The organism is Sphingomonas sp. NIC1 (genome assembly GCF_001638925.1).
In the GTDB taxonomy this organism is placed as follows: Bacteria; Pseudomonadota; Alphaproteobacteria; order Sphingomonadales; family Sphingomonadaceae; genus Sphingomonas; species Sphingomonas aquatilis.
Genome location: NZ_CP015521.1, coordinates 2,193,463 through 2,217,807, shown reverse-complemented (window position 1 = coordinate 2,217,807; position 24,345 = coordinate 2,193,463). Strand labels below are relative to the sequence as shown.

At 66.0% G+C, this 24,345-nt stretch carries 32 protein-coding genes and 1 tRNA gene; 8 read left to right on the top strand and 25 right to left on the bottom strand.

What is annotated here, in order from left to right; genetic code table 11:
• Positions 1-70 precede the first annotated feature (70 nt).
• Positions 71-379 carry a hypothetical protein gene (locus A7E77_RS17990; protein ID WP_192930048.1) on the bottom strand — a complete coding sequence of 103 codons (309 nt, stop codon included), beginning with the start codon at positions 377-379 and terminating at the stop codon, positions 71-73.
• Here A7E77_RS17990 and A7E77_RS17370 point away from each other — a divergent pair.
• Positions 378-1,091 (top strand): hypothetical protein, encoded by a 714-nt coding sequence (locus A7E77_RS17370; RefSeq protein ID WP_226341719.1) that lies wholly within the window; start codon positions 378-380, stop codon positions 1,089-1,091. The two genes, A7E77_RS17990 and A7E77_RS17370, sit on opposite strands and share 2 nt — an antisense overlap.
• Before the next feature lie 410 nt (positions 1,092-1,501).
• On the opposite strand, the gene istB is transcribed toward A7E77_RS17370, so the two are convergent.
• The 17 genes from istB to A7E77_RS10520 all read right to left on the bottom strand — a co-directional run bounded on the left by istB (position 1,502) and on the right by A7E77_RS10520 (position 10,932).
• Positions 1,502-2,230 carry an IS21-like element helper ATPase IstB gene (gene istB / locus A7E77_RS10575; RefSeq protein WP_062127353.1) on the bottom strand — a complete coding sequence of 243 codons (729 nt, stop codon included), beginning with the start codon at positions 2,228-2,230 and terminating at the stop codon, positions 1,502-1,504.
• Positions 2,217-3,728: an IS21 family transposase gene (gene istA, locus A7E77_RS10570; RefSeq protein ID WP_010487546.1), complete on the bottom strand. Its 1,512-nt coding sequence runs from the start codon at positions 3,726-3,728 to the stop codon at positions 2,217-2,219. Before istA ends, istB begins: the two co-directional genes overlap by 14 nt.
• A 321-nt stretch (positions 3,729-4,049) precedes the next feature.
• Positions 4,050-4,268 (bottom strand): hypothetical protein, encoded by a 219-nt coding sequence (locus A7E77_RS10565; protein ID WP_063687848.1) that lies wholly within the window; start codon positions 4,266-4,268, stop codon positions 4,050-4,052.
• A 53-nt stretch (positions 4,269-4,321) separates the two neighbouring features.
• Positions 4,322-4,489, bottom strand: a complete 168-nt coding sequence (locus tag A7E77_RS17985) for a hypothetical protein (RefSeq protein ID WP_192929963.1) — start codon at positions 4,487-4,489, stop codon at positions 4,322-4,324.
• Positions 4,490-4,533: 44 nt separating this feature from the next.
• On the bottom strand, positions 4,534-4,812 hold the full coding sequence (locus A7E77_RS10560) for a hypothetical protein (protein ID WP_063687846.1): 279 nt from the start codon (positions 4,810-4,812) through the stop codon (positions 4,534-4,536).
• Positions 4,802-4,948 (bottom strand): hypothetical protein, encoded by a 147-nt coding sequence (locus tag A7E77_RS17980; RefSeq protein ID WP_192929962.1) that lies wholly within the window; start codon positions 4,946-4,948, stop codon positions 4,802-4,804. Before A7E77_RS17980 ends, A7E77_RS10560 begins: the two co-directional genes overlap by 11 nt.
• Positions 4,941-5,114: a hypothetical protein gene (locus A7E77_RS17975; protein ID WP_192929961.1), complete on the bottom strand. Its 174-nt coding sequence runs from the start codon at positions 5,112-5,114 to the stop codon at positions 4,941-4,943. Before A7E77_RS17975 ends, A7E77_RS17980 begins: the two co-directional genes overlap by 8 nt.
• Positions 5,111-5,653 carry a hypothetical protein gene (locus A7E77_RS10555; RefSeq protein ID WP_063687844.1) on the bottom strand — a complete coding sequence of 181 codons (543 nt, stop codon included), beginning with the start codon at positions 5,651-5,653 and terminating at the stop codon, positions 5,111-5,113. Before A7E77_RS10555 ends, A7E77_RS17975 begins: the two co-directional genes overlap by 4 nt.
• Positions 5,653-5,949, bottom strand: a complete 297-nt coding sequence (locus A7E77_RS17735) for a hypothetical protein (RefSeq protein ID WP_192929960.1) — start codon at positions 5,947-5,949, stop codon at positions 5,653-5,655. Before A7E77_RS17735 ends, A7E77_RS10555 begins: the two co-directional genes overlap by 1 nt.
• Entirely contained in the window at positions 5,950-6,132 is a 183-nt protein-coding gene (locus A7E77_RS10550) for a hypothetical protein (protein WP_063687842.1), read from the bottom strand. It abuts the gene before it with no gap.
• Between the two features lie 87 nt (positions 6,133-6,219).
• Positions 6,220-6,843 carry a DNA cytosine methyltransferase gene (locus A7E77_RS10545; protein ID WP_063687840.1) on the bottom strand — a complete coding sequence of 208 codons (624 nt, stop codon included), beginning with the start codon at positions 6,841-6,843 and terminating at the stop codon, positions 6,220-6,222.
• A complete protein-coding gene (locus A7E77_RS10540; protein ID WP_151895475.1) occupies positions 6,840-7,109 on the bottom strand; it encodes a hypothetical protein in 270 nt (89 codons plus the stop codon). The genes A7E77_RS10545 and A7E77_RS10540 overlap by 4 nt, the downstream gene beginning before the upstream one ends.
• Before the next feature lie 69 nt (positions 7,110-7,178).
• Positions 7,179-7,616, bottom strand: coding sequence for an HNH endonuclease signature motif containing protein (locus A7E77_RS17365; RefSeq protein WP_078462271.1), 438 nt, complete (start codon positions 7,614-7,616; stop codon positions 7,179-7,181).
• A 254-nt stretch (positions 7,617-7,870) separates the two neighbouring features.
• Positions 7,871-7,947: transfer RNA gene (locus A7E77_RS10535), tRNA-Arg, on the bottom strand.
• A 44-nt stretch (positions 7,948-7,991) separates the two neighbouring features.
• Positions 7,992-8,648, bottom strand: coding sequence for an endonuclease III (gene nth, locus A7E77_RS10530; protein WP_063687836.1), 657 nt, complete (start codon positions 8,646-8,648; stop codon positions 7,992-7,994).
• 13 nt (positions 8,649-8,661) lie between these two features.
• Positions 8,662-9,390, bottom strand: coding sequence for a 4-hydroxy-tetrahydrodipicolinate reductase (dapB, locus tag A7E77_RS10525; RefSeq protein ID WP_063687833.1), 729 nt, complete (start codon positions 9,388-9,390; stop codon positions 8,662-8,664).
• 192 nt (positions 9,391-9,582) lie between these two features.
• Positions 9,583-10,932, bottom strand: coding sequence for a methyl-accepting chemotaxis protein (locus tag A7E77_RS10520; protein WP_063687831.1), 1,350 nt, complete (start codon positions 10,930-10,932; stop codon positions 9,583-9,585).
• A 138-nt stretch (positions 10,933-11,070) separates the two neighbouring features.
• Here A7E77_RS10520 and A7E77_RS10515 point away from each other — a divergent pair, with 138 nt between their 5' ends.
• The 3 genes from A7E77_RS10515 to A7E77_RS10505 all read left to right on the top strand — a co-directional run bounded on the left by A7E77_RS10515 (position 11,071) and on the right by A7E77_RS10505 (position 14,092).
• Complete coding sequence (locus tag A7E77_RS10515) at positions 11,071-11,262, top strand: hypothetical protein (RefSeq protein WP_063687828.1); 192 nt, start codon at positions 11,071-11,073, stop codon at positions 11,260-11,262.
• Between the two features lie 190 nt (positions 11,263-11,452).
• Positions 11,453-13,294 (top strand): methyl-accepting chemotaxis protein, encoded by a 1,842-nt coding sequence (locus A7E77_RS10510; protein ID WP_063687826.1) that lies wholly within the window; start codon positions 11,453-11,455, stop codon positions 13,292-13,294.
• A gap of 75 nt (positions 13,295-13,369) precedes the next feature.
• Positions 13,370-14,092 (top strand): NAD-dependent deacylase, encoded by a 723-nt coding sequence (locus A7E77_RS10505; RefSeq protein WP_063687824.1) that lies wholly within the window; start codon positions 13,370-13,372, stop codon positions 14,090-14,092.
• A 114-nt stretch (positions 14,093-14,206) separates the two neighbouring features.
• Here A7E77_RS10505 and era read toward each other — a convergent pair whose 3' ends face one another.
• The 3 genes from era to lepB form a co-directional block, all read right to left on the bottom strand.
• Positions 14,207-15,106 carry a GTPase Era gene (gene era / locus A7E77_RS10500; RefSeq protein ID WP_063687822.1) on the bottom strand — a complete coding sequence of 300 codons (900 nt, stop codon included), beginning with the start codon at positions 15,104-15,106 and terminating at the stop codon, positions 14,207-14,209.
• A gap of 184 nt (positions 15,107-15,290) precedes the next feature.
• Positions 15,291-15,959, bottom strand: coding sequence for a ribonuclease III (gene rnc, locus A7E77_RS10495; RefSeq protein ID WP_063689891.1), 669 nt, complete (start codon positions 15,957-15,959; stop codon positions 15,291-15,293).
• Positions 15,956-16,810, bottom strand: coding sequence for a signal peptidase I (lepB, locus tag A7E77_RS10490; protein ID WP_063687820.1), 855 nt, complete (start codon positions 16,808-16,810; stop codon positions 15,956-15,958). Before lepB ends, rnc begins: the two co-directional genes overlap by 4 nt.
• A 131-nt stretch (positions 16,811-16,941) precedes the next feature.
• Here lepB and pgi point away from each other — a divergent pair, with 131 nt between their 5' ends.
• Genes pgi through gorA form a run of 4 tightly spaced genes read left to right on the top strand, consistent with a single transcriptional unit; the run spans position 16,942 to position 20,444 of the window.
• A complete protein-coding gene (gene pgi / locus A7E77_RS10485; RefSeq protein ID WP_063689888.1) occupies positions 16,942-18,432 on the top strand; it encodes a glucose-6-phosphate isomerase in 1,491 nt (496 codons plus the stop codon).
• Between the two features lie 44 nt (positions 18,433-18,476).
• On the top strand, positions 18,477-18,689 hold the full coding sequence (locus A7E77_RS10480; RefSeq protein WP_017977720.1) for a type II toxin-antitoxin system VapB family antitoxin: 213 nt from the start codon (positions 18,477-18,479) through the stop codon (positions 18,687-18,689).
• Positions 18,680-19,093 carry a PIN domain nuclease gene (locus A7E77_RS10475; RefSeq protein WP_017977719.1) on the top strand — a complete coding sequence of 138 codons (414 nt, stop codon included), beginning with the start codon at positions 18,680-18,682 and terminating at the stop codon, positions 19,091-19,093. Before A7E77_RS10480 ends, A7E77_RS10475 begins: the two co-directional genes overlap by 10 nt.
• 4 nt (positions 19,094-19,097) lie before the next feature.
• Positions 19,098-20,444, top strand: a complete 1,347-nt coding sequence (gene gorA, locus A7E77_RS10470; RefSeq protein ID WP_063687818.1) for a glutathione-disulfide reductase — start codon at positions 19,098-19,100, stop codon at positions 20,442-20,444.
• Positions 20,445-20,497: 53 nt separating this feature from the next.
• On the opposite strand, the gene A7E77_RS10465 is transcribed toward gorA, so the two are convergent.
• The 4 genes from A7E77_RS10465 to A7E77_RS10450 all read right to left on the bottom strand — a co-directional run bounded on the left by A7E77_RS10465 (position 20,498) and on the right by A7E77_RS10450 (position 24,277).
• Positions 20,498-21,274, bottom strand: a complete 777-nt coding sequence (locus A7E77_RS10465; protein WP_063687816.1) for an enoyl-CoA hydratase/isomerase family protein — start codon at positions 21,272-21,274, stop codon at positions 20,498-20,500.
• 192 nt (positions 21,275-21,466) lie between these two features.
• Positions 21,467-21,898, bottom strand: coding sequence for a c-type cytochrome (locus A7E77_RS10460; protein WP_063687814.1), 432 nt, complete (start codon positions 21,896-21,898; stop codon positions 21,467-21,469).
• Positions 21,898-23,268 (bottom strand): dihydrolipoamide acetyltransferase family protein, encoded by a 1,371-nt coding sequence (locus A7E77_RS10455; RefSeq protein WP_063687812.1) that lies wholly within the window; start codon positions 23,266-23,268, stop codon positions 21,898-21,900. Before A7E77_RS10455 ends, A7E77_RS10460 begins: the two co-directional genes overlap by 1 nt.
• A gap of 1 nt (position 23,269) precedes the next feature.
• On the bottom strand, positions 23,270-24,277 hold the full coding sequence (locus tag A7E77_RS10450; protein WP_063689885.1) for an alpha-ketoacid dehydrogenase subunit beta: 1,008 nt from the start codon (positions 24,275-24,277) through the stop codon (positions 23,270-23,272).
• Between the last annotated feature and the right edge of the window lie 68 nt (positions 24,278-24,345).

Sequence of the window (24,345 nt, the reverse complement as noted above, 5' to 3'; positions counted from 1 at the left end):
ATAGCGCGTCAGGAACAGGCGCAACGCTCAGAATACCAGACGTGTCCGACCCGTGAAGGTCAGTCCACTATCAAAGCCATGGAAGAAGGCAGTTGCCGATTTTGACACATCCGACAGGATTCGAACCTGGGACCTCTACCTTCGGAGCGCCGAAAGGCATTACTTTTAAGAAGTATTGAAATATATAACCGGGTTGTATTTGTTTGATTTGTTGCACCATGGCGTACAACATTATCCGGCCATGTTTTCCGTGATTTTTCCGCAAGGAATTAGCCGAAGTTGGATCATGGCGATCGACTTGAGCAGGGTCAAGGAGCAGGATGCGCTGCGGGCGCAGCGCGAGCCGTTTTGGCAACGCATTCAGCCAGGGTGCTTTCATGGTTACCGTCCGTCCGCACGTGAAGGTGCGGGAACGTGGATGGCGCGCCTACGATGAGGGACAACGCCGCTATCACCTCAAGGCTCTCGGCGACTTCGGCACCCTCCCCGGTCGTGAGCGGTTCGCTGATGCAAAGAAAGCGGCTGAAGCGGTCGCGCTTTTGGTCGAGTCAGGCGGCCAGCCTGCGGAGCGGATCGACACCGTCGAGGATGCTTGCCGACGCTACCTTGAAACCCACCCCGACGTCGTAGGCCGCGTCACATGCGGCATTTTTTCCGACCCTATCGCCAGCGTAAAGCTGACAAAACTTCGGCGCAGCCACTTTCAGGCATGGCGCCAGCGCCCGCAGCAGAAGCCGGCGCTGGTGACACGTCGCAAGAAGGGACCGCAGGTCACGCGCCCTCGCGCGCCGTCATCGATTAATCGTGAATTGGCCACTCTTCGGGCAGCCCTCAACAAGGTGCTGACGCCAGGAACGCCTGGGACGGAGGCCGCGTGGCAGGAAGCCCTGCGCGCGATCCGAAATGCCGATCGCCCAGCGTACCCTTTATCTCGATCGGGATCAGCGGCGTTTGCCGTTGCAAAAGATCGATCCCGAAGCGGAGCCGTTCATCCGGCCACTATGCCTACGGCGGCTGCGTCCGGGCGCTGTGGCGCGCCTGACCGTCGCCGACTTCGACGCGCGAACGTCGGAATTGAGCATAGGACATGACAAGAGCGGTAAGCCGCGGCGCATCCTCATACCGAGCAAAGCTGCGGAGCTTCTCGGCGCCCGCGCTGAAGGGAGCCCCCCCCGCTCCCCCCCTAGCCCGCGCGAACGACAAGCCTTGGGCGAAAGAAACGTGGAAGCGGCCGATTGCCGACGCCGTCGCCGCCGTAAAGCTGCCGGTGGGGACTGCCGCCTATACGCTCCGGCACAGCACCATCACCGACCTCGTCGACACCCGGTTGTCAATCGGCGTCCAAAAAGGACCCCCTATCGGCGTGCAAAAGGGACCCCCTTCGTCGAGCAGCGTAACGGGTATGACGGGCGCACTGTTCGTGCTGGTTGCGGCGTAGGGCGGGCGTAGCCCGACCGGAGGCGCAACCAGCACGAAGCGTTCTCTGCCGGTGCCCCAGGCTTCAGCTTCGATGTTTGAAGCGCCAGCTGTCGTTGCCGGTTTCGACGATGTCGCAATGGTGGGTAATGCGGTCGAGCAGCGCGGTGGTCATCTTGGGGTCGCCAAAGACGGTCGGCCACTCACCAAAGGCCAGGTTGGTGGTGACGATGACCGAGGTCTTCTCGTAGAGCTTGCTGACGAGGTGGAAGAGCAGTTGACCGCCCGAGCGTGCAAACGGCAGGTAGCCAAGCTCGTCGAGCACCACGAGATCGAGGCGCGAAAGCTGGGCCGCCAGCGTGCCGGCCTTGCCGAGGCGCGTTTCCTCCTCGAGCCGGTTCACCAGGTCCACTGTGTTGAAGTAGCGTCCGCGGGCGCCGGCTCGTACCACATTGGCAGTGATGGCGGTGGCGAGATGCGTCTTGCCGGTACCCGTTCCACCGACCAGCACGACGTTGCGTTGGCCCGGAAGAAACGAGCCGCTGTACAGCGAGCGCACCAGTCCCTCGTTGATGGGAGTGTCGCCGAAGACGAAGGCGTCGAGGTCCTTCACCGCGGGTAACCTGGCGGCCGACATCCGGTAACGGACCGAGGCTGCATGGCGGTGCGTCGCCTCGGCACGCAGCAGGTCGGTCAGGACCTCCATGGTCGTGCGCTTGCGCTGGAGACCGGTAGTGACCGCCTCGTCGAAGGCGCCAGCCATGCCCTTCAGCCCCAACTCGGCCATGGCCGTCATCATCTCATGCCGCTGCATGGAGACCTCGCAGGCTGTCATAGCGGTTGCAGTCGGCACGGGGCGGATGGCGCAGCGCCAGATCTTCTGGCGTGACAATAGTCAGCGGTCGCGGCGGTTCGCGCCGGCGGGCCAGGATGTTGACGATGACGTCGTCGCTGGCGACGCCGGCCAGCAATGCTTCGCGCACGGCCACTTCTACCGCCTCCAGCCCGTCGTCGAGCACCGCTGCCAGCACCCGCACGAACCGCCGGTCGGCATCGTCGCCGGTGCCAAGCTTGCGCCGCAGTCGTGCCAGCGCAGGCGGCAACTCCCAGCCCTGGAACGGTGCGCCGTTGCGCAGGGCACCCGGCTTGGTCACCAGCACCGGCAGATAGTGCCACGGGTCGTAGATGGTCCGGTCGCGGCCGAAGAACCGGGGATGGTCGGCGACGACTTCACCGTCGCAGCGCACGACGATGCGGTCGGCATAGGCGCGGACCTGGACGGCACGTCGCACCACCCTGGCAGAAACGGAATAGCGGTTGCGCTCGAAGCTGATGAGGCATGTGCCGCTTACCGCATGCTCGCTCTCGTGGAAGCCGTCGAAGGGTGCGACAACAGGCTGGAGCACCGCCCGTTCTGCTGCCCATGCCTGGGCGACTGTCAGCTCCTTCTGCTCGGGATGCTGGTGCAACTCTGCCCAGCGCCGACACTCCGCCTCCAGCCAGCCGTTCAACTCCTCGAGGCCGGTAAATCGCAGGCGCGGCTGGAAGAAGCGACCGCGTGCGGTCTGCACCTGGTTCTCGACCTGACCTTTCTCCCAGCCCGACGCCGGCGAGCAGGCGGTCGGCTCGACCATGTAATGGTTGGCCATGACCAGGAAGCGACGGTTGAAGACCCGCTCCTTGCCGGTGAACACGCTCGTCACCGCCGTCTTCATGTTGTCGTAGATGCCGCGCGTCGGCACGCCTCCGAAGAAAGCAAACGCCCGTGCATGCGCGTCGAACAGCATCTCCTGTGTCTCGCGGGGATAGGCCCGCACATACATTGCCCGCGACGCGCACAGCCGGACATGCGCGACCTTCACGCGCATCGGCTTGCCCGAGATCTCGACGTCCTCGTGGCTCCAGTCGAACTGGTAAGCCTCGCCCGGCCGGAACAGCAGCGGGATGAACGCCGGCGCATTCATCACGTCGCGACGCTGCGCCTGCCGCCAGCGCGCCGCATAACGGCGAACCGCGTCGTACGAGCCATCGAACCCCTCGCGTAGCAGCAGGTCGTGGATGCGCGTGAGGCGCAGCTTCTCGCGCCGCGGCCGTGCCTCATCTTCCTCCAGCAACGCATCCAGTCGCGCCTGAAACGGCCCCAGCTTCGGCAGCGGCTGCACCTCTCGCCGATAACCCATGTCCGCTTCCGGCGCCCGGATCGCCTTGCGCACCACCTTGCGCGACAGGTGCAGGTCCCGCGCTATCGCCTTGATGGCCTTGCCCGACGCGTGCTCGCGCCGGATCCTCAACACCGTCTCCAATACCAGCATCCCGATCTCGCCGCCTGACACACCGCCAAGCGAACAGCCTAGAACACCAGGATGAGGGGTCCCTTTTCGACGCCGATCACCCCGCTAACGGGGTCCCTTTTCCACGCCGATCCACAGTTCAGCGTCTCGCGCATAACGTTGAGGAAGCGATTGGCGTTGGGTTGGTCGCCTGAAGATGCAGTAGCTAAGCTGACTAGCACACAAGCCCGGCATCGTTACGCCGCTGGGAAAATGGTGTAGAAGGTCCCTGCTCTGCGCTATGGATTGGGCTTACCCGGTCGGCGCATCAGGCTTGGGGTGGCGGTTCCGGTAGCCGCCACCTCACCCCTTCATCGGCAGCATGGACAGATCGCCAGCCAGAAACCGCCGCGCCCGATCGCGGAAGAAGTCCCGATACTCAGCGGTGGCGGTGAACCACGTCGTTCCAAACGGTACGTCGAACGGTATTTCGCTGACCGGTGTGTAGGCTGCCAGCTCCTTCGCGCACGCATCCGTTATGGGGTTCACCATATCGTCGGCGTGTTTGCAGCGCGGGTCCATGGTGGAACGTTAGCGGAACATGCAACGGATGTATAATCCGCGGTGGCCACTTTTTACGATCGGGGCTTTCCGTTTAATCCCCTCACCTCATCAAGCGCGACGATCGCGGCGCGGGCGAGGCCATACACCACGGTATGCGCCTTGTTCTCACCGCTGAAATCCAGCAGGTCAAACAGGCGCGGAAACTCGCCCTCGTCGTCTCGGATGACCGCGTTGCGCATGGCCTCTGCTACGGCTACCAGTTCCTCGGATCGTCCTATTTCCATCACTCCCCCCGCGTATCAATGCTGCGGATGGCATCCGGAAGCGCCTCGAACACAGCGAACCTGGCTTGCCAAGCAAGATCCTCGCATACCGACAGGCGCTGTTCGGCTAGCGCGGCCGCACGCTTCCGCATCGCCTCTTCGGCTTGGCGGCGGTGGGCGGCAAGGACGACCATCAGCGCCGCTGAAACGGTTTGATGATCCGTGTCCCACGATGGCCACTCATCCAAAATGAACTGGCGCGCCGCCTCCTGATCGATCTGCTTCACCTCAACGCTCATCGGTGGCTCCTGTCTTTTTCAGTTCGGCGATCATCTCGGCGAGGTTTGCCCATTTCCGCGACAACCGACGCCAACCGAAGTCCATGATTGCGGCGCCAACCAGTCCGCCCCAGACGAATGCGACGACGTTATCCACGACCCGCCTCCATCGCTCGGGCGCGTAGAGCCAGCGCCAAGTCCTCCACAATCCGGTAAACGTTCGTCGGCTTATCGCTGTGGTTGCCCGTCATTCGGCCAAGTGCCGCAGCTTTATCCGCCCTTGCCAGCAGCTCCACCAGCCCTTCGCGCGTGAGGTCGGTCATGCGAACACCTCTTGCAGCCGGTCGATCTGATCCTCGGTGCTGTAGCCGTAGCCGCAGTCCTCTAGACCGGCACCTACACCATACCCGCTGAAGCCGGTCCATACCGTGCCGTCAGGATGCGTCAGCCGCGCATACTGATAGTAATTGTCGGTCTGTTCGAACAGCACTTCCAGTTTATGGCCGCTAAGGTCGAAGATAACGGCAGGCGCGTCGTTTTTAGCCAAATCATATCCGCTAAGGCCGTCCAACTCGGGAGCTTTCACGAATGCACCGTCTACCAACCTATAGGCCATCAGGTGGCATGACTTGTACATGACTGCGAATACCGGGCCATCGCCAAGCACGACATGTCCATCCAGCGAGGCATCGCGCACCTGCTCGAACTGCGCCAGCGTCTGGCCAGCGGCAAGGGCGACGAAGCCTGGATACGCACCTGCTGCGCCGACGTTCACCATATCCGGCCGAATGACTGCATCGCTGCGTTCCTCGACCCGCTCACCATTGCGGTACGCATAGCCGCCATAGTCGCTGTACGCCATTATTCTGCGCTCCTGGGTTTGGTGGTGGGGGTGGAGACCTTGGCCAGCGCCTTGCGCGCCTCCCAGATGCGTGTGACGTAGCCAGTACCTGATGCATTATCGACATTCAGCCAGCGCAGGGCCTCAGCTATTGCCGCCTCTGCTGCCCACAGCTTCCGTCGTTCGGCAGTCCATCCGGCTTGAGCGTCACGGCATAGGTCGCGCATGCCTTCATAGCCGCGCTGCAAATCCTCATAGGATGCCGGCCGATCGTCAAACGCCTCGTCCAACGCGTTGTCGCTTGGGCTTAGGTTCATCTATCCCTCTCCCTTGTCGAGGTGGTGGGGGGTGGTGGCGTAAATCTCGCTGGCGAATTTCCGCTCTGCTTCTTCGGCGCGCAAAGCCCTGTCTTTCCAGTACAGCACTTTGTCAGCCAGATCGGCGCAAGTTTCAGCTATTAGCTTGGCATCGGCGCGCGGGATGGGTGGCTTGCTGCTCATGCTGGACCCTATTCCGCCGGCAGGCTGCGATGATTGCCTGCCCAATATTGTACGCAATAGCCGGCACGACGGCGTTGCCGAGTTGCGCTAAGCGGTGGGGTCGGCGGAAAGCCCATCAACCACTCGACCCACAGTGGGTTCGGTATCCCACCAAGCGCGGTGCTGAGACTGGTCCCACCCTGTGGAAATTTCGAGCGGCGGAAACCCGTCTCGCTGGCCAGAGGGGTAGGCCACAATCCAGAGGCGATCCCGCCGGTGAGGTGCGCCAACGGCGTTAGCGGGGATACAGTGCCAATCCGCATCATGCCCGATCGAAGCGAGCTCGCTGAGCATTGCTTCCAGTCCGCGAGAGCGAAGGACGGGGGAGTTTTCGATGATGACCCACGCGGGGCGCGTTTCCTCGATGAGGCGCCGGTAATGCTGCCACAGGCCGGACTTGGCACCGTCGATCCCTTCCATGCGGCCGGCGAGGCTGATGTTCTGGCAGGGGAATCCCCCACAGATGGCGTCAACGGTAATTCCATCTGCGGTAAGGTGCTGGGCGCTGAGGTCGCGCACGTCGTCATAGATCGGCACTCCTGGCCAATGTTTTGCCAGCACACGCCGGCACTTTTCGTCCGCCTCGCAAAGGGCGACGGTTCTGAAGCCGCCAGTGCGCTCCAGCCCGATGTCGAACCCACCGATCCCGGCGAACAGCGACAGGACATTCATGACCACGCCTTCGGCGAGATGCGATCTGCAAAGCCATTTGCATAACCGCGCTGCTCACTGTCCCACGCATACCAGACGCCGCGGACCTTGTCTCCGCCGCCTCGAAGCATCTCGGCTACGACGGCAAGGGCGCTATCGGCGTTGCGAAGCCACGCATTAGCCTCATCTGCCCACGTCGTGTCAAAGTCTCGCTGCGTGTCAACCAGTTCGTCTAGTAGCATTCGTCTTGCGACAATCTCGCGTAACGTTATCTGTTCATCAGCCATTCGACCCTCCTACGGTCTTTGGCAGCCCGTCCCGTTGGCGCGGGGCGGGCAAGCCGAAGTCGCCGCGCATCATGCGGCTCCCTTTTCAATTTGGCAGAACGGATGCGCGATCATCGGTCGCGGCTCCCATCCGAACGCTGCTGATTGCTTCCGCCAAGACCGGCCGGTGCGGATGCGGCTGACCAGCGAATCGCTCACCGGAAACCGCCGGGCTATCTGCTGATTATTCAGGCCATCCCGAAAGCACTGAACGATCTGTCCGACCTGTTCCTCGGTCAGCACCGCCGCGCCGTTATGCTCGCCATCTTGACGGCCGGTTCGTCCTCGCCCTCGGGCGGTCTTGTCGTCCATGTTGTCCTGATGCGTGCCAAGCAGCAGGTGCGCTGGGTTGCAGCAAGCGGGGTTATCGCAGGCGTGGCGCACCAGCAGGGGAGCCGGCTCGCGATCGTGGTGGATTGCCCATGCAATACGATGCGCGCTGCGCGTCTCATGGCTTGCGACCTTCATGTGGCCGTAACCGCGCCCGTCGCTGCTGGCGGTCCACGGCCAGCAATCGTCGGCGCCGCGACGGTCGACCTTATCCCAGAACCGTACGACGATCGATGGATCGGACTTCAGGTAGGCAAGGATGATTCGCGGGCTGGGATCTGGCCAAACCGATGTACGCGGATTGTACGCACGTTCCGGGTTTGTGCGCGCATGTTCCTGCGCGGTTCTACGAGTGCGGCGAGGCGTGCGGGGGCCAGAAACGGCGGAAAAGGTGGCGCACCCGGCAGAATTCGAATCTGCGGCCTCTGCCTTCGGAGGGCAGCGCTCTATCCAGCTGAGCTACGGGTGCCTAGGTGGCTCGCCTAGCAAAGGCGTTGGGGTTGCGCCAGTGGTTTATGGGGCCTTGGTACGCTTGGGTGGCGGGGTCTTGGGCTTATAGGCGCACAGGTCGGCGACGGGGCAGCGCCAGCATTCGGGCGTGCGCGCCTTGCAGATGTAGCGGCCGTGCAGGATCAGCCAGTGATGCGCGTGCAGGCGAAATGGCTGCGGCGTCGCCTTGTCGAGCTTTAACTCGACCGCGAGCGGCGTCTTGCCGCGGGCAAGGCCGGTGCGGTTGCCGACGCGGAAGATATGCGTGTCCACCGCGAAGGTTTCGGCGCCGAAGGCGACGTTGAGGACGACATTGGCGGTCTTGCGGCCAACGCCGGGCAGCGCTTCCAGCGCCGCGCGATCGTTCGGCACCTCGCTGCCGTGCTGTGCGATCAAGGCATCCGAAAGCGCGATGACGTTCTTCGCCTTTGTATTGAACAGGCCGATGGTCTTGATGTGCTGTTTCAGGCCGTCCTCACCCAAGGCCACCATCTGTTCGGGCGTTTTCACCTCGGCAAAGAGCGCGCGCGTCGCCTTGTTGACGCCGGCATCGGTCGCCTGGGCGGACAGCACCACCGCGACCAGCAGCTGGAAGACGTTGCCCGATTCCAGCTCGGTTTCGGGATGCGGGTTCGCTTCCGCCAGACGGCGGTAGAATTCGAAGACGTCTGCCTTTTTCACCGGCCCCTCGTGATCACAGGCCGAGCACGTCGCCCATGCGATAGCGGCCGGCGGGCCGGCCGGCCAGCCACAGCGCGGCCCGCACCGCGCCCTTGGCGAAGATACCGCGATCCTGGGCCAGATGGGCGAGTTCGATCCGCTCGCCCTCGCTGGCGAAGACGACATTGTGATCGCCGACGATCGAACCGCCGCGGATGCTGGCCAGCCCGATCGTGCCCTCGGTCCGCGCGCCCGTCAGCCCCGCGCGGCCGTCGACGCGCAATTCGGACAGCGTCGTCCCCCGTCCGCTCGCTGCGGCTTCGCCAAGCAGGATCGCGGTGCCGGACGGCGCGTCGACCTTGTGGCGGTGATGCGCCTCGACGATTTCGATATCCCAGTCGGTGCCGAGCCGAGTTGCCGCCTCGCGGACCAATTGTGCGAGCAACGTGACGCCCAATGACGTGTTGCCGGTCTGGAGCACCGCAATGTCCGTCGCCGCGGCGTCGATCATGGCATGCTGGTCGATGCTAAGGCCGGTGGTGCCGATGACGATCGGCGTGCGCGTCGCGCGGGCGGCGGCGACATGCGCCTCCAGCGCGGCGGGGGTGGAGAAATCGACCAGAACGTCGGATATCTGCGCAAGCGCGCGCGGATCGCCGCCGGCATCGACGCCGCCCGCCAGCCGCGCGCCCGCCGCCTCGATCTGCTCCGCGATCGCGCGGCCCATACGACCGCTGCTGCCGTAGATGCCGATCGCGGTCATAGCGCCCCCGACAGGTCACGAGGGGCGCACGAACACGCAAGGTTCGCGGAGCGACGGCGGCGCAGGTCACAGGTCATGCCGCCCGTCTGGCACAAGTCGGGCGCGCAGGACAGGTGGGAGCTTTTGCCGGAATTATTGATCGGCGCCCGACGCCACCCGCGCGCGACCGGGGTCAGCCCCGCGCGCCGAGAATCAGCGGCGGGCGCGGCCGGCGAGGGCTACGACCCGACCGCTCATCGCCGGCTCGTGCCGCGCCTCGCCGACGCGGAAGCGGCAGACCGCATCGGCGAGGCGTTCCGCATCCGCCGCCAGATTGCGGGCGGCGGCGGTGGTTTCCTCGACCATCGCGGCATTCTGCTGCGTCATCGCGTCCATCTCGCCGACCGCCGTGTTGATCTGGCTGAGCCCGCCGGCCTGCTGGCGCGCGGCGGATGCGATGCTGGCGACCGAGCTGCTGATGTCGGCCATCTGCGTGATGATCCGCTGGAGCGCAGCGCCGGTTTCGGAGACGAGGCCGACGCCATTGTCGACCTGTAGCGTCGAGGCGGTGATCCGCGCCTTCACGTCGCGCGCCGCATCGGCCGAGCGCTGCGCCAGCGCACGCACTTCGGAGGCGACGACCGCAAAGCCCTTGCCCGCATCGCCGGCACGCGCCGCCTCGACCCCGGCATTGAGCGCGAGCAGGTTCGTCTGGAAGGCGATGCCGTCGATGACGCTGATGATTTCGGAAATCTCGTTCGACGCGCGTTCGATTCCCGCCATCGCCTGCATGGCGCGCTCGACGACGACGCTCGATTCCTCCGCCGCGCGGTGCGCGCCGGCGACGATCGTCTCGGCCCGGCCGGCGGTGTCGGCGGTGATGCGGACGTTGCTGGTGATCTCGTCCATCGCCGCCGCGGTTTCTTCGAGGCTTGCCGCCTGACGCTCGGTGCGCAGCGACAGATCGTCCGCCGCGGTGCGGATGTCGCCGCAACCCGACGCAAGGCCGTTGCCGACCGCGACCACCGTCTGGAGCGAATCCTGCATCGTCGCGGCGGCGCTGTTGAAGCTGGCGCGCAGCGGTTCGAATTCCGGAGTGAACGCGGCGTCGATCCGTACGGTGAGGTCGCCCCCGGCCAGGCGTTCCAGCCCCTCGCCGATCGCATCGACGACCTGCGACGTCGCGGTCATGTCCTGCACAAGCACGAGGACCTCTGCCCCGCCGTCGATCGCCACCGGGATCAGCGTGACCAGCATGCGCACGATCTGGCCGTTACGCATGTTGAGCCATTCGAACCGGGCATGGCCGTCACGGATGGCCTGCGAGACGCGTTCGTTGACATGTTCGATCGTCGGACGCCCGTCGCCCTGTTCCGGCGCCGAGAAGACCACGGGATTCTGCCCGAGGATCGCGGCAGTCGGCGCGCCATACACCTGCTCGGCAGCCGCGTTGCAGGCGACGAACCGATTATCGCGCAACAGCATCATCGCGTCGGGCGAATGGCGGAAGACGGCGAGCGCAGTGCGTGCTTCGAGCGTGTCGGAAGGGCGTTTGAACAGCATGGTTAAACCGATATCGACCGTTTCTTAATATGTGGTTGATCCGGATCGGAACTATCGCACCATCCGTGATGCGCGGACAGGACGGCCCCGTCCCCTGCGGCCGTTGCCTGCCAAGGTCGCGCAAGCTAGTCTGCTCTGATGTGGACCACCGTCCTGACGATCATCGCGATCACCATCCCCGCGCTCTACTGTCTTGCGAGAGGGATCGTCGATCTGCGCGCCCGCCGTTATGGCTGGGGCCTGATCGGAGTGTTCAGTGCTGTACTGCTGTTCCTTATTCCGATTCCGACTAACGCCATCAAGGTAGACTTGCTGTTCGCCGGACAGTGATCACATCGGTTTGCAACGGCCGATATTTTCCAGTCTTTTCAGGTGGACAGATACGTCCGCGCGGCGCCCTACTTCAATAAGCCACTGCTTTAAGGAGGTTCTGCAGGCCACTTTCCCACATTTGGTTTATGGCCATAGTGAACCTTTTTATTAACTCATGTTGCTTATCGGGTCCTCTCAGGAGGATCGCATGACTATCCGCAACAAGCTCTTTTCTTGCCTCGCATCCCTCGCCGTGGCGATCGTGCTGCTCGCAGGCGTGTCGCTGTGGAGCATGCACAACAGTAAGACGGCGCTCGATTCGATCCTGCAGGATCGGGTGGTGCCGATGCGCGATCTGAAGATGGTCGCAGACAAATATGCCGTCGATATCGTCGATGCGTCGCACAAGGCGCGCAACGGCAATCTCAGCTTCGCCCAATCGTCGGCAAAAGTGCGCGCCGGATTGCGCACCTTGCATGAGCATTGGAAGGCCTATCGCGCCACCCACATCACCGGCGACGAAGCGGCGCTGGCCGACGAGGCGGAGGCGCGCATGCGCATCGCGGACGCGCGCGTCGCCGAACTTCAGACGATTTTGGATAGCGGCGATCGCGCCGCGCTCGACCATTTCGTCGTCACCTCTCTATATCGAGCCATCGATCCCGTGTCCGACTCGATCGGCAAGCTCGTCGACCTGCAACTGAAGATCGCGGAGCAAACCGGCACCAACGCCACCGTCACCGCGCAGACGAACCGCACGATCATGATCGCACTGGTGCTCGCCGGAATCGCGGTGCTTGCCGTGTCGCTGTTCATCATCGCGTCGAAGGTCGTCGCGCCGGTCAAACGCCTGTCCGGAACGATCCGCGGACTGGCCGCACAGAATGGCACGGCCACCGTGCCGCATCTGGATCAGCAGGACGAGATCGGCGACATCGCGCGGGCGGTCGACATCTTCCGCGACTCCGTCGTCAGGGCCGAGCAGGACAAGGCCGCGGCCGCCGCGCAGGCGACCGAGGCGCTGGCGACCGGGCTGGCCGCCCTGGCCGACGGCGATCTCACCTGCCAGCTGAACGGCAGCTTCCCGCCCGCCTATGCCAAGCTGCAGTCGGACTTCAACGACGCGGCCGCATCGCTGCGCAGCGCCCTGTCGCAGGTCACGGAGTCGGCGAGCGGCATCAACAGCGGCGCCAACGACATTCGCCAGGCTTCGGACGATCTGTCGCAACGGACCGAGCAACAGGCGGCATCGCTGGAGGAAACCGCAGCCGCGATGGACGAGATCACATCGACCGTCCGGTCGACGGCGGAGCGTGCCGGTCGCGCCGACGCCGCGATGCGCGACGCCCGCGTCGAAGCCGAGCGTTCGGGCGAGGTCGTGCAGCGCGCGGTGGACGCGATGGGCGGGATCGAGCGCACCTCGCACGAAATCTCCGAGATCATCAGCGTCATCGACGGCATCGCGTTCCAGACGAACCTGCTGGCGCTGAACGCCGGCGTCGAGGCCGCGCGCGCCGGCGATGCCGGCAAAGGCTTCGCGGTGGTCGCATCCGAAGTGCGCGCGCTGGCACAGCGCTCTGCCGAAGCGGCGAAGGACGTGAAGGCGCGGATCACCGCGTCCTCGGTCCAGGTGACGGCGGGTGTCCAACTGGTCGGCGAGACGGGCGACGCGCTTGGCCGCATCATCGGCAAGATCGGCGAGATCAACGGCCTCGTCTCCGCCATCGCGGCGTCGGCCGAGCAGCAGGCGACCGGCTTGCAGCAGATCAACACCGCCGTGTCCGAGATGGACGGCGTGACCCAGCAGAATGCCGCGATGGTGGAGGAGGCGACCGCCGCCGCACGCAGCCTGGCATCCGAAGTCGAGGAGATGAGCCGCCAGATCGCTCGGTTCCGGGTGGGCGAGGCCCCGGTGGGCGCCGCCGTGCCCGTCGCCGTCCTGCGTCACCGCCCCGCCCCGGCCGCGCAGCGTATCGCCCGCCCCGCGCCGCCGCGCGCGGTCGGCAATACCGCGCTGGCGGTGAGCAACGACGACTGGTCGGAATTCTGACCGCGGGGACGGTGGTGCGCCGATCGCCGGCCACCACCTTCCCGCCACCCGGTTCCCGCCCTATCGTCGCGGGTCATGACCGCCATCCGCAACATCGTCGTCCTGACCGGCGCCGGCATCTCCGCCGAATCCGGCATCGCCACCTTCCGCGGGCCGGGTGGGCTATGGGAGGGGCACCGCGTGGAGGACGTCTGCACGCCGGAGGCGTTGGCGGCGGACCCGGCGCTGGTGCATCGCTTCTACGACCTGCGGCGGGCGGCGCTGGCCGAGGTCGCGCCCAATGCCGCGCATATCGCGCTGGCGCGGCTGGATCGCGCGTGGCCGGGTGAGTTGCTGATCGTGACGCAGAATGTCGACGATCTGCACGAGCGTGCCGGTGCGACGCGGTTGCTGCACATGCATGGCGAGCTTCGATGGGCGCTGTGCGCGGTCTGCGGCATCCGCGAGGATTGGGACGGCGCGCTGCCACCCGACACCGAATGCCCCAATTGCGGCGAGCCGGCGCTGCGGCCCGACATCGTGTTCTTCGGCGAGATGCCCTATCACATGGACCGGATCGAGGCGGCGCTGGCGGCGTGCGACCTGTTCGTGTCGATCGGCACGTCGGGCGCCGTCTATCCCGCCGCCGGCTTCGTGCAGATGGCGGAGGCCTACGGCGCCGACACGCTGGAGCTGAACCTGGAGCGATCGGCGGGCAGCGGCTTCTTTGCCGAGACGCGGCTGGGGCCGGCGGGGGAATTGGTGCCGGCATGGGTGGATGCGCTGCTGGCGGAGGCTGGCAGCCCGGCGGAGGGATAGACTCTCGCGCGCCTCATGCCTCCCCCGCCAGGGGGAGGTGGCACCGCGCAGCGGTGACGGAGGGGGATAAAACGCCGCATGCCGCGCCATGTGGGCGCGGTCGCCGGCAGGCCTTTACTCCACCCAGTCGAGACCGATGTCGCGGTAGATCTCGCGGTCTTCGTCCCAGCCGGGCTTGACCTTGACGTGCAGGTAGAGGTGGACCGGCACGCCCAGGATGCCGGCGAGTTCGGTGCGTGCGCGCGCGCCGATGTCGCGGATGCGCACGCCGCCCTTGCCCAGCACGATCGCGCGCTGCGTCGGGCGTTCGACCAGGATCTGCTGATGGATTTCGACCGATCCGTCCTCGCGCTCGCTATACTTTTCCGTCTCGACCGTGCTGGCGTAGGGCAGTTCGGCGTGGAGCTGGAGATAGAGCTGTTCGCGCGTTACCTCGCTGGCGAGCGCGCGTTCGGTGGCGTCGGAGACCTGATCCTCCGGATAGTGCCACGGCCCCTCCGGCATCGCCGCGGCGAGCGCCGACTTGAGCTCGGCAAGGCCGTCGCCGGTCTGCGCCGACACGAACCACGTGTCGGCGAAGTGCATCAGCGCGTTGAGCTTTTCGGCGTGGAGCAGCAGCTTTGGCTTGTCTGCGACGTCGACCTTGTTGAGGATCAGGATCTTAGGCTCGGGCCGGTCCTTCAGCGCCTCGGCGATACGCTCCACCTTAGGGCCGATGCCGCCCTTGCCGTCGACGACCAGCGCGATCATGTCCGCGCCCTCGGTGCCGCTCCACGCCGCGGACACCATCGCGCGGTCAAGGCGCCGCTGCGGTTCGAAGATACCGGGCGTGTCGACCAGCAAAATCTGCGCCGCCTCCTGGATCGCGACGCCGAGCAGCTTGGTGCGCGTCGTTTGCGCCTTGGGGCTGACGATGGCGACCTTCTGGCCGACGAGGGCGTTGACGAGCGTGGACTTGCCCGCGTTGGGCGCGCCGACGACGGCGACGAGGCCGCAATGTTGGGTCTGGGTCATGGGGCTTCTTTTGGTTGGGTGGCAGGCGTTGGGCAAGTCACTCCTCCCCCGCCAGGGGGAGGTGGCGGCGCTACCGCGCCGACGGAGGGGGAGGATACGGCACAGAGGTTGTTTGTGGAACCGCCCCCTCCACCATTCGCTGGCGCGAACGGTCCCCCTTCCCCGGCTGCGCCGAGGGAGGAATTTACGACGCCACCTTTGCCAGCAGAGCCTTGGCCGCCGCGGTTTCGGCGATCTGCTTGTTCGCCCCCGTCGCGGTGGCTTCCGCGAACGTCCCGATCTTCGCCTGCACGGTGAACCGTGGCGCATGATGCGGGCCGGAGCGGTCGACGACGACATACTCCGGCGTCCGGCGACCATGCGCGGCGGCCCATTCCTGCAGCGCCGACTTGGGGTGCTGCGGCGCCTTGTCGCTGCGGCGGACGCGGTCGCCCCAGGCGGTGCGGACGAAGGTGCGTGCCGCATCCAGGCCGGCTTCGCGATACCAGGCGCCGATCAGCGCCTCCATCACGTCGCCCAGGATATTGTCGCTCTCATACGCCCCGTCATCGCGCGCCTGTTTGCCGAGCTTCAGATGCGCGCGGACGCCGATCGACCGGGCGACGTCGGCGCAGACTGCGCCGGTCACCAGCGCGTTCAGGCGCTTCGACAGGCTGCCCTCGGTTTCCCTGGGGAACAGCTCCCACAGCCATTCCGCCATGATGAGGCCGAGCACGCGGTCGCCGAGAAATTCGAGCCGCTCGTAATTCTCCGCCGCCTGGCTGCCATGGGTCAGCGCGCGCGCGAACGGGGCGAGGTCGGCGGGTGCCCGGCCGAAGGTCTGCGCAATCCAGCTGGCGAGATCGGGGGTCAGAAGCCTTCTCCGATGCGGTTCCAGCGGGCGGCGGTGAACCAGCTGATCGGATTGAACCAGCGATAGTTGCCGTTGGTCGAGAAGAAGGTGACGACCGCCTTGCCCTCGATCCGCTCCATCGGGATGTAACCCATGCCGATCGGTGCGGGGAAACGGCTGTCGGCGCTGTCGTCGCGATTGTCGCCCATCAGGAACACGCTGCCCGCGGGCACGGTGTAGAGGCCGGTGTCGTCCGCCTGCGGGATGTCCGCTTGGTCGAGCACCATATAGCTCTTGCCGTTGGGCAGGGTTTCGCGGAACTGGGGGTAGCGGCAGATCGGCTGCCCCTTTGCGTCGACGTCGACGAAGGTCGCGCCGCACTTCTGCTCGTTGAAATTGGCGGTCAGCGGCAGGACGAAGTCGGCGACGCGCTGCTTGGGCACGGGCACGCCGTTCAGGATCACCTGGCCGCGGCGCATCTGGATCGTGTCGCCGGGCAGGCCGATGACGCGCTTAATGACGTCGTGGTCGGCGTGTTCGGGATCGGTGTCGCCGGGCGCGGGATCGGGCGAGCGGAACACGACGACGTCGCCACGCGCCGGATTGCGGCCGAGCAGGCGGCCCGGGATCGGCGGGAAGCCATAAGGCAGCGACCAGCGCGAATAGCCGTAATTCCATTTCGTGACGAACAGATAGTCGCCGATCAGCAACCGCGGCAGCATCGATTCGCTGGGGATCGAGAAGGGCGCGAAGATGAAGCTGCGCAGGATGAACACGGCGACCGCCAGCTTCACGAGGAAGCGGATCGTCTCGCTGGTTTCCGAGCGGGGCTGTACCGGCTTGGGCGTCGCGGGGGCAGGAGTATCGGCCATAGGAGCGGAGCTTTAGCCGCCCCCGTGCGTCCTCACCAGTCGTTCCGGTGTCGGCGGAAACGGGCTTGTCGCCCGGCGCAGGATCGATACGGGACGGTCACGACTTACCCCTTCCCATGAAGGACGGACATATGAGCGACTGGTCTGCGATCGAAGCCCTGCCCTCCCCCAAGCTGATGGACCTGTTCGCCGAGGATGGCGACCGGCTGAAGACGTTCAGCCTGGACGTCTCCGGCATCCATTTCGACTGGTCGAAGACGCATCTGACGCGCGAGGCGGTCGCGGCGTTCGAAGCGCTGGCCAAGGCCAAGGACCTTGCCGGCAAGCGCGACGCGATGTTCGGCGGCCAACACGTCAATGTCACCGAGGATCGCCCGGTCGAGCATACCGCCGAACGCGGCGAGGGTAACCCAGATAGCGTCGCCCGCGCCCGCCGCTTCCACGAGCGGATGCGCGCGCTGATCGACGCGATCGAGGCGGGCGCGCTGGGCGACATCCGCCACGTGCTGCACATCGGCATCGGCGGATCGGCGCTGGGGCCGGACCTGCTGGTCGATGCGCTGGGGCGCGAAGACAAGCGCTATGACGTCGCGATCGTCTCCAACGTCGACGGCGTGGCGCTGGAAGAGGCGATCAAGGATTTCGATCCGTCGGCGACGCTGCTCGTCATCGCCAGCAAGACCTTCACCACCAAGGAAACCATGCTCAACGCCGAATCGGCGATGCAGTGGTTCCGCGAGCATGGCGTCGAAGACCCGTACGGCAAGGTGATCGCGCTGACCGCCGCGCCCGACAAGGCGATGGAATGGGGCATCGATGAAACCCGCATCCTGCCGTTCAGCGAAGGCGTCGGCGGCCGCTATTCGCTGTGGTCGTCGATCGGCTTCCCGGCGGCGGTGGCGCTGGGCTGGGGCGCGTTCGAGGAACTGCTGGAAGGCGCGGCCGAGATGGACCGCCATTTCCGCCTAACCGCGCTGCACGAAAATGCCCCCGCGCTCGCCGCCTTCGCCGACCTGTATTACACGCAGGTCCGCCACGCCGAAACGCGCGCACCCTTCGCCTATGACGAGCGGCTGCGGCTGCTGCCGAGCTACCTCCAGCAGCTGGAAATGGAGTCGAACGGCAAGGGCGTGACGGTGGACCGCCAGCCGGTCGGGCGGCCGACCGCGGCGATCACCTGGGGCGGCGTCGGCACCGATGCGCAGCATGCGGTGTTCCAGCTGCTCCACCAGGGCACGCACCTCGTCCCCGTCGAATTCATCGCGGTGATCGAGCCGGGCGATACGCTGGCGGAGGATCACCATCGCCAGCTGCTGCTCAATGCCTTTGCGCAGGGCGCCGCGCTGATGAAGGGCAAGCAGGTGGACGATCCCGCGCGCTCATACAGCGGCGACCGCCCGTCCTCGACGATCCTGCTCGACGTGCTCGACCCGCGCACGCTGGGCGCGCTGATCGCCTTCTACGAACACCGCGTGTTCGTGAACGGCGTGCTGCTCGGCATCAACAGCTTCGACCAGTTCGGTGTCGAGCTGGGCAAGGAAATGGCCAAGGCCGCCGACCAGGGCGGGCAGGACTTCGACCCCTCCACCGAAGACCTGATCCGCCGCGCCGGTCTGGATTGAGCTCGGGCTAGACGCTATGTGTATGGCTCTGCGGAGCCATACACATGCGGACGAATATCGAGATTGACGATGCTTTGATGGCGGAGGCCATCCAGCGCAGCGGCTTGAAGACCAAGCGTGACGTCGTGCAGTTCGTGCTTAACCGCTACGTTAACATCGAGCGGCAGCGTGAAGCGCTCGAAGGTTTACGTGGCTTGGGCTGGGACGGTGATCTCGACGCCATGCGGACCGACGACCCGGTGCGCGAATGGGGCTGACGCTCGTCGACTCGAGCGTATGGATCGACCTGTTGGCCAACCGCTCAACTGTACAGACCCGCGCGCTGACGCAGTGCCTTGATCGTGGCGACCCACTCGCGATCGGCGACCTAGTGTTGATGGAGGTATTGCAGGGCGCCCGCAGCGAACGGAGCGCCGATGATGCAATCCGCTTCTTCGCCAAGTTTAACAAAGTCCAGATCGCCGACCACCGCGTCGCCGTGCAGGCCGCCCGCAATTACCGGCACCTGCGCAGCCTCGGCATCACCATCCGCAAGACGATCGACACGCTGATTGCGACGCGGTGCATCCTCGACCGGCTTCCCTTGTTATACAGCGATCGCGATTTCGACCCTTTCGTGCAGCATCTGGGCCTTCGCCCGGCGCTCGCCACCCCGGAGTAACACCATGCCCCAATACGACTACGACCTCTTCGTCATCGGTGCGGGGTCCGGTGGCACGCGCGCGAGCCGCGTCGCAGCGGCGCATGGTGCGCGCGTGGCGGTGGCCGAAGAATATCGCGTCGGCGGCACCTGCGTGATCCGCGGCTGCGTGCCCAAGAAGCTGCTCGTCTACGGCGCGCATTTCGCCGAGGATCTGAAGGACGCCAAGCGCTTCGGCTGGCAGGTCCCCGACCAGTGCGATTTCGACTGGAAGACGCTGCGCGACAATGTGCTGGAGGAGGTCGACCGGATCAACGGCGCCTATACGCAGACGCTGGAAACGCACGGCGTCGAGATCATCCACCAGCGCGCCACCGTCAGCGGCCCGCACAGCGTGCGGCTGGCCGACGGCACCGAGAAGACCGCCGAGCGCATCCTGATCGCGGTCGGCGCGCATCCGGCCGTCCCCGCCTGCCCCGGTGCCGAACACGGCATCACCAGCAACGAGGCGTTCCACCTCGACGCCATTCCGAAGCGCATCCTGATCGCGGGCGCGGGCTATATCGCCAATGAATTTGCCGGCATCTTCCACCAGTTCGGCGCACACGTGATCATCATGAACCGCACGCAGGACATCCTGCGCGGTTACGACCTCTCGATCCGCGACCGCCTGCTCCAGATCAGCATGATGAAGGGGCTGGAGTTCAAGTTCGACGCCAAATTCGAGCGCCTCGACAAGGGCGAAGACGGCTGCCTGACGGTCCATATGTCGAACCACGAGCCGGTGACGGTCGACATGGTGATGTTCGCGACCGGGCGCGTGCCGAATACGGAAGGGCTGGGCCTGGAAGAGGCTGGCGTCGCGCTGGAGAAGGGCGCGGTCGTCGTCGATGAGCAGAACCGGTCGAGCGTCGATAGCATCTTCGCGATCGGCGACGTCACCAACCGCATCCAGCTGACGCCCGTGGCGATCCGCGAGGGCCAGGCGTTCGCCGACACCTTCTTCGGCAACAAGCCCACCACGGTCGATTACGCCAACATCCCGTCGGCCGTGTTCAGCCATCCGCCGATGGCGGGCGTCGGCATGACCGAAAGCGAGGCGAAGCAGAAGCTGGGGTCGGTCGCGGTCTATTCGTCCGATTTCCGGCCGATGAAGAACGTGCTGGCCGGGCGCAACGAGCGCGCGCTGTACAAGATGGTGTGCGATGGCGTGTCGGGGAAGATCGTCGGGCTGCACATGATCGGGCCGGACGTGCCGGAGATCCTGCAGGCCGCGGCGATCGCGGTGAAGGCGGGGCTGACCAAGGCGCAGTTCGACGACACGGTCGCGCTGCATCCGACGATGGCGGAAGAGTTGGTGCTGATGAAGTAAGCGCCCCCGTCACCCCGGACTCGTTCCGGGGTGACGGCGTGTATGGGACGGCGTTAGGCGCCTACGAACCGTCCAGGACGGCGTTCGTTGACCGCGCGCACGCCTTCGGCAAAGTCGGCCGTCTTCTGCAACCAGGCCTGTTCGGCCAGTTCGTGGTCGGTCTGCGCCTCGACCAGCGCGAACAAATCGCCGCGCATCGTCGCACGCGTCGATTGCACCGCGAGCGGCGCTCCCGCCGCAATCTCCTGCGCCAATGCCAGCGCCTCGGCGCGCAGGCGGTCGGCGGGCACCAACAGATCGACGAGACCCCAGTCCGCCGCCTGCTCCGCCTTGATGCGACGCGCGGTGAGATTCATCAGCAGTGCGCGCTGGCGTCCGATAACCCGCTCCAGCACCGCCGAAATGCCGAAGCCCGGGTGAAATCCAAGCGCGACGAAATTGGCGACGAAGCGCGCCTCCGGCGCGGCGACGCGGAAATCGGCGACGAGCGCGAGGCCGAGGCCTGCTCCCACCGCCGCGCCCTGGATTGCGGCGACGACCGGGGTCTTCACCGCGTAGAGGCGCGCGGCGGCGACGTAGAAGGGGTTGCGCGTGCCCGCGGGCTGGTCCTTTTCGACCGGATTGTCGCGGGCGAGGTCGGCACCGGCGCAGAAGATGCGGCCGTCCGATTGCAGCACGATCGCGCGTACCTGCGGGTCGGCGTCCGCCGCGGCAAAGGCGGCGCCGATCGCCTCGATCAGCGCGAGATCGGCGAAATTGTGCGGCGGGCGCGCGAAGGTGAGGATCGCGACATGGCCGTCGCGGGCGGTGTGGACGAGGGGCTGGGTCATGGTGTGACAGTGGCGCGGATCGGGTTGCGGCGCCAGTGGGGTGGCTCGTCAGATGTTGCGAGAGACGTCCTGCACGACACCCCTATTTCGTCATTGTGAGCGGAGCGAAGCAATCCAGGGCGTCCTGGTCCGGCTCTGGATTGCCGCGCTACGCTCGCAATGACGATGCGTAGGAATATCGCCCGCCGTGCTTCACCGCTGTGCGCTGAGATACGCGATCAGGTCCGCTCGGGCGAGCGGGTCGGCGAGGCCGGGATAGCCCATCGACGTGCCGGGTGCGAAGCGGTGCGGATTGGTGAGCCACGCATCCATCCGCTCCGGCGTCCAGCGGCCGCCGATGCGCTGCAGCGCGGCGGTGTAGCCGAAGCGCGGGCTGACGCCCGCGACCGGCGCGCCCATCGCGCCGAACAGATTGGGGCCGTTGCGATCGGGCGCGCCCTTGCGGATCGCATGGCAGGCCGCGCAGGCGTTGAACAATCGCCCGCCCGTCCCGGCATCCGCGACGCGCAACAGCGCCGTGACGTCTGGGTTGGGCCCTGCCGCGCGCAGCCGGGCCGCCCGATCCGCACCGCCATCGCCGCAGCCGGCGAGCAGCAGCAGCGCGACGGCGGCGGCCCTTCGCATCAGTCGGCGAACAGCAGGACCGGCGTCTCGAGCTGCGTCTTGAGCGCCTGAATATAGCTCGCCGCATCCCAGCCATCGACGACGCGATGGTCGCAACTGATCGACACGTTCATCAGCTTCGCGCGACGGATCTCATCGCCGCGGCCGGTAAAGACGGGGCGCTCGACGATCTTGTTCGGCCCGATGATCGCGACCTCCGGCCGGTTGATCACCGGCGTCGTCGCGATGCCGCCGAGCGGCCCGAGCGAGGTAACGGTGATCGTACCGTTGCCCAGTTCGTCGGGCTTCAGCTTGTTGGCGCGGGCGGCTTCGGCGAGGCGCGATATCTCGGCGGCGAGCTGCCAGACGTTCTTGTCCTGCGCGTCGCGGATGACCGGCACGGTCAGCCCGGCGTCGGTCTGCGCCGCCATGCCGAGGTGGACCCGGCCGGACCGCGTCACCACGCCCGCTTCGTCGTCGTAACGCGCGTTGAGCATCGGGAATTGCGGCAGCGTGCGGCAGATCGCGACGATCAGCAGCGGCAGCATGGTGAGCTTGGGGCGCGGACCGCGGTGTGCGTTGAGATCGGCGCGCATCGCCTCCAGCGCGGTCACGTCCACCTCGTCGACATAGGTGAAGTGCGGGATGTGGCGCTTGGCGGCGGCCATATTCTCGGCGATGCGGCGGCGCATGCCGATGACGCGGACCTGTTCGTCCTCGCGCGCACGCGACGCGCCGGGGGCGTGATAGCCCTGACCCGCATTGTAGCGCAGAAAGGCGTCGAGGTCGGCGTGGCGGACGCGATCGGCGTCGGTCTTCACCTGGGCGAGATCGATGCCGAGATCGCGGGCACGAGCGCGCACCGCGGGCGAGGCGAGGACGTGGGCGGCGACGGGTGCCTTCTCCGCCGTTCGCCCTGAGCCTGTCGCAGGGCTGGTCGCCGCGGGGGGTGCGCTTGCGGCCTGTGCTTCGACAGGCTCAGCACGAACGGGGGATGGCGTATCGCCCGATCCCGCCGGCGCGGTCACGGCCACCGCTTCGACCGCCTCGACGCCGGGGTTCTCGGCCTCATATTGCTGCGCGACTTCGGCCTGTTCCGCCGTCGCGGGCGCGGCGACAACCTCGCCCCCCGCATCGTCTGCGCCCGCATCTTCGGTTTCGATCACGACCAGCGCCGCGCCGATCGCGACCTGATCGCCGACCTCGCCCGCCAGTTCGACCACCACGCCCGACACCGGCGATTCCATCTCGACGGTCGCCTTGTCGGTCATCATGTCGGCAATGTTCTGGTCCTCCTCGACGCGATCGCCCACGGCGACATGCCAGGCGACGATCTCGGCCTCGGCGATGCCTTCGCCGATATCGGGCAGGCGGAAGGTGAAGCGGCCCATCTTATGCGTCCTTCATGATCTTCTTGAGCGCCTGGCCGATGCGGACCGGGCCCGGGAAATACGCCCATTCCAGGCTGTGCGGGTATGGCGTGTCGAAGCCGGTCACGCGCTCGATCGGCGCTTCGAGGTGGTAGAAGCAGCGTTCCTGCACCAGCGCGGACAGTTCGGCGCCGAAGCCAGACGTGCGCGTCGCCTCGTGCACGATCATGCAGCGGCCGGTCTTCTTCACCGACGCCTCGATCGTCTCGATGTCGAGCGGCACGAGCGTGCGCAGGTCGATGATCTCGGCGTCGACGCCCTCGTCGGCGATCACCTGCGCGCAGACGTGGACCATCGTGCCATAAGCGAGGATCGTCAGTGCCTCGCCCGGGCGCACCACCTTCGCCTTGCCCAGGTCGACGCGGTAATAGCCGGTCGGCACCTCGCCACCGGGGTGCTTCGACCAGTTCTCCGCCGGCCGATCCCAATGGCCGTTGAACGGGCCGTTGTAGATGCGCTTGGGTTCGAGGAACAGGACGGGGTCGTTGTCCTCGATCGCCGCGATCAGCAGGCCCTTGGCGTCATAGGGCGTCGACGGGATCACCGTCTTCATGCCCGATACGTGCGTGAAGATACCCTCAGGGCTCTGCGAGTGCGTCTGGCCGCCGAAGATGCCGCCGCCATAGGGCGAGCGGATCGTGATCGGCGAGGTGAACTCGCCCGCCGAGCGATAGCGCAGCCGCGCCGCCTCGCTGACCAGCTGGTCGAGCGCGGGATAGATGTAATCGGCGAACTGGATTTCGGGGACGGGGCGCAGGCCATAGGCGCCCATGCCGATCGCGACGCCCATGATGCCGATCTCGGTGATCGGCGTATCGAACACGCGGGTCTTGCCGTATTTCGCCTGGAGCCCCGCGGTCGCGCGGAACACCCCGCCGAAATAGCCGACGTCCTCGCCCATCACCATCACGTCCGCATCGCGCCCCATGCAGACGTCGAGCGCGGAGTTGATCGCCTGGATCATGTTCATGCGGGTGGTGGCAGGCGTGTCGATCGTGGTGTCGGTCATGGCGTCACTCATAATCCCTCTCCCGGCGG

Coding starts and splice junctions, on each gene's coding strand:
- A7E77_RS10540 (WP_151895475.1), bottom strand. CDS start 7,109: ATGGCTGATGAACAGATAACGTTACGCGAGATTGTCGCAAGACGAATG.
- A7E77_RS17990 (WP_192930048.1), bottom strand. CDS start 379: ATGAAAGCACCCTGGCTGAATGCGTTGCCAAAACGGCTCGCGCTGCGC.
- A7E77_RS10510 (WP_063687826.1), top strand. CDS start 11,453: ATGACTATCCGCAACAAGCTCTTTTCTTGCCTCGCATCCCTCGCCGTG.
- A7E77_RS17365 (WP_078462271.1), bottom strand. CDS start 7,616: ATGAAGGTCGCAAGCCATGAGACGCGCAGCGCGCATCGTATTGCATGG.
- gorA (WP_063687818.1), top strand. CDS start 19,098: ATGCCCCAATACGACTACGACCTCTTCGTCATCGGTGCGGGGTCCGGT.
- A7E77_RS10505 (WP_063687824.1), top strand. CDS start 13,370: ATGACCGCCATCCGCAACATCGTCGTCCTGACCGGCGCCGGCATCTCC.
- A7E77_RS17985 (WP_192929963.1), bottom strand. CDS start 4,489: ATGCGCAACGCGGTCATCCGAGACGACGAGGGCGAGTTTCCGCGCCTG.
- A7E77_RS10550 (WP_063687842.1), bottom strand. CDS start 6,132: ATGAGCAGCAAGCCACCCATCCCGCGCGCCGATGCCAAGCTAATAGCT.
- era (WP_063687822.1), bottom strand. CDS start 15,106: ATGACCCAGACCCAACATTGCGGCCTCGTCGCCGTCGTCGGCGCGCCC.
- A7E77_RS10555 (WP_063687844.1), bottom strand. CDS start 5,653: ATGGCGTACAGCGACTATGGCGGCTATGCGTACCGCAATGGTGAGCGG.
- A7E77_RS10480 (WP_017977720.1), top strand. CDS start 18,477: ATGCGGACGAATATCGAGATTGACGATGCTTTGATGGCGGAGGCCATC.
- A7E77_RS10465 (WP_063687816.1), bottom strand. CDS start 21,274: ATGACCCAGCCCCTCGTCCACACCGCCCGCGACGGCCATGTCGCGATC.
- pgi (WP_063689888.1), top strand. CDS start 16,942: ATGAGCGACTGGTCTGCGATCGAAGCCCTGCCCTCCCCCAAGCTGATG.
- A7E77_RS10545 (WP_063687840.1), bottom strand. CDS start 6,843: ATGAATGTCCTGTCGCTGTTCGCCGGGATCGGTGGGTTCGACATCGGG.
- istB (WP_062127353.1), bottom strand. CDS start 2,230: ATGCAGCGGCATGAGATGATGACGGCCATGGCCGAGTTGGGGCTGAAG.
- A7E77_RS10460 (WP_063687814.1), bottom strand. CDS start 21,898: ATGCGAAGGGCCGCCGCCGTCGCGCTGCTGCTGCTCGCCGGCTGCGGC.
- A7E77_RS10560 (WP_063687846.1), bottom strand. CDS start 4,812: ATGAGCGTTGAGGTGAAGCAGATCGATCAGGAGGCGGCGCGCCAGTTC.
- A7E77_RS10520 (WP_063687831.1), bottom strand. CDS start 10,932: ATGCTGTTCAAACGCCCTTCCGACACGCTCGAAGCACGCACTGCGCTC.
- A7E77_RS10475 (WP_017977719.1), top strand. CDS start 18,680: ATGGGGCTGACGCTCGTCGACTCGAGCGTATGGATCGACCTGTTGGCC.
- dapB (WP_063687833.1), bottom strand. CDS start 9,390: ATGACCGCGATCGGCATCTACGGCAGCAGCGGTCGTATGGGCCGCGCG.
- A7E77_RS10565 (WP_063687848.1), bottom strand. CDS start 4,268: ATGGACCCGCGCTGCAAACACGCCGACGATATGGTGAACCCCATAACG.
- lepB (WP_063687820.1), bottom strand. CDS start 16,810: ATGGCCGATACTCCTGCCCCCGCGACGCCCAAGCCGGTACAGCCCCGC.
- A7E77_RS10455 (WP_063687812.1), bottom strand. CDS start 23,268: ATGGGCCGCTTCACCTTCCGCCTGCCCGATATCGGCGAAGGCATCGCC.
- A7E77_RS17735 (WP_192929960.1), bottom strand. CDS start 5,949: ATGAACCTAAGCCCAAGCGACAACGCGTTGGACGAGGCGTTTGACGAT.
- A7E77_RS17975 (WP_192929961.1), bottom strand. CDS start 5,114: ATGACCGACCTCACGCGCGAAGGGCTGGTGGAGCTGCTGGCAAGGGCG.
- A7E77_RS10515 (WP_063687828.1), top strand. CDS start 11,071: ATGTGGACCACCGTCCTGACGATCATCGCGATCACCATCCCCGCGCTC.
- A7E77_RS17370 (WP_226341719.1), top strand. CDS start 378: ATGGTTACCGTCCGTCCGCACGTGAAGGTGCGGGAACGTGGATGGCGC.
- A7E77_RS10450 (WP_063689885.1), bottom strand. CDS start 24,277: ATGAACATGATCCAGGCGATCAACTCCGCGCTCGACGTCTGCATGGGG.
- istA (WP_010487546.1), bottom strand. CDS start 3,728: ATGCTGGTATTGGAGACGGTGTTGAGGATCCGGCGCGAGCACGCGTCG.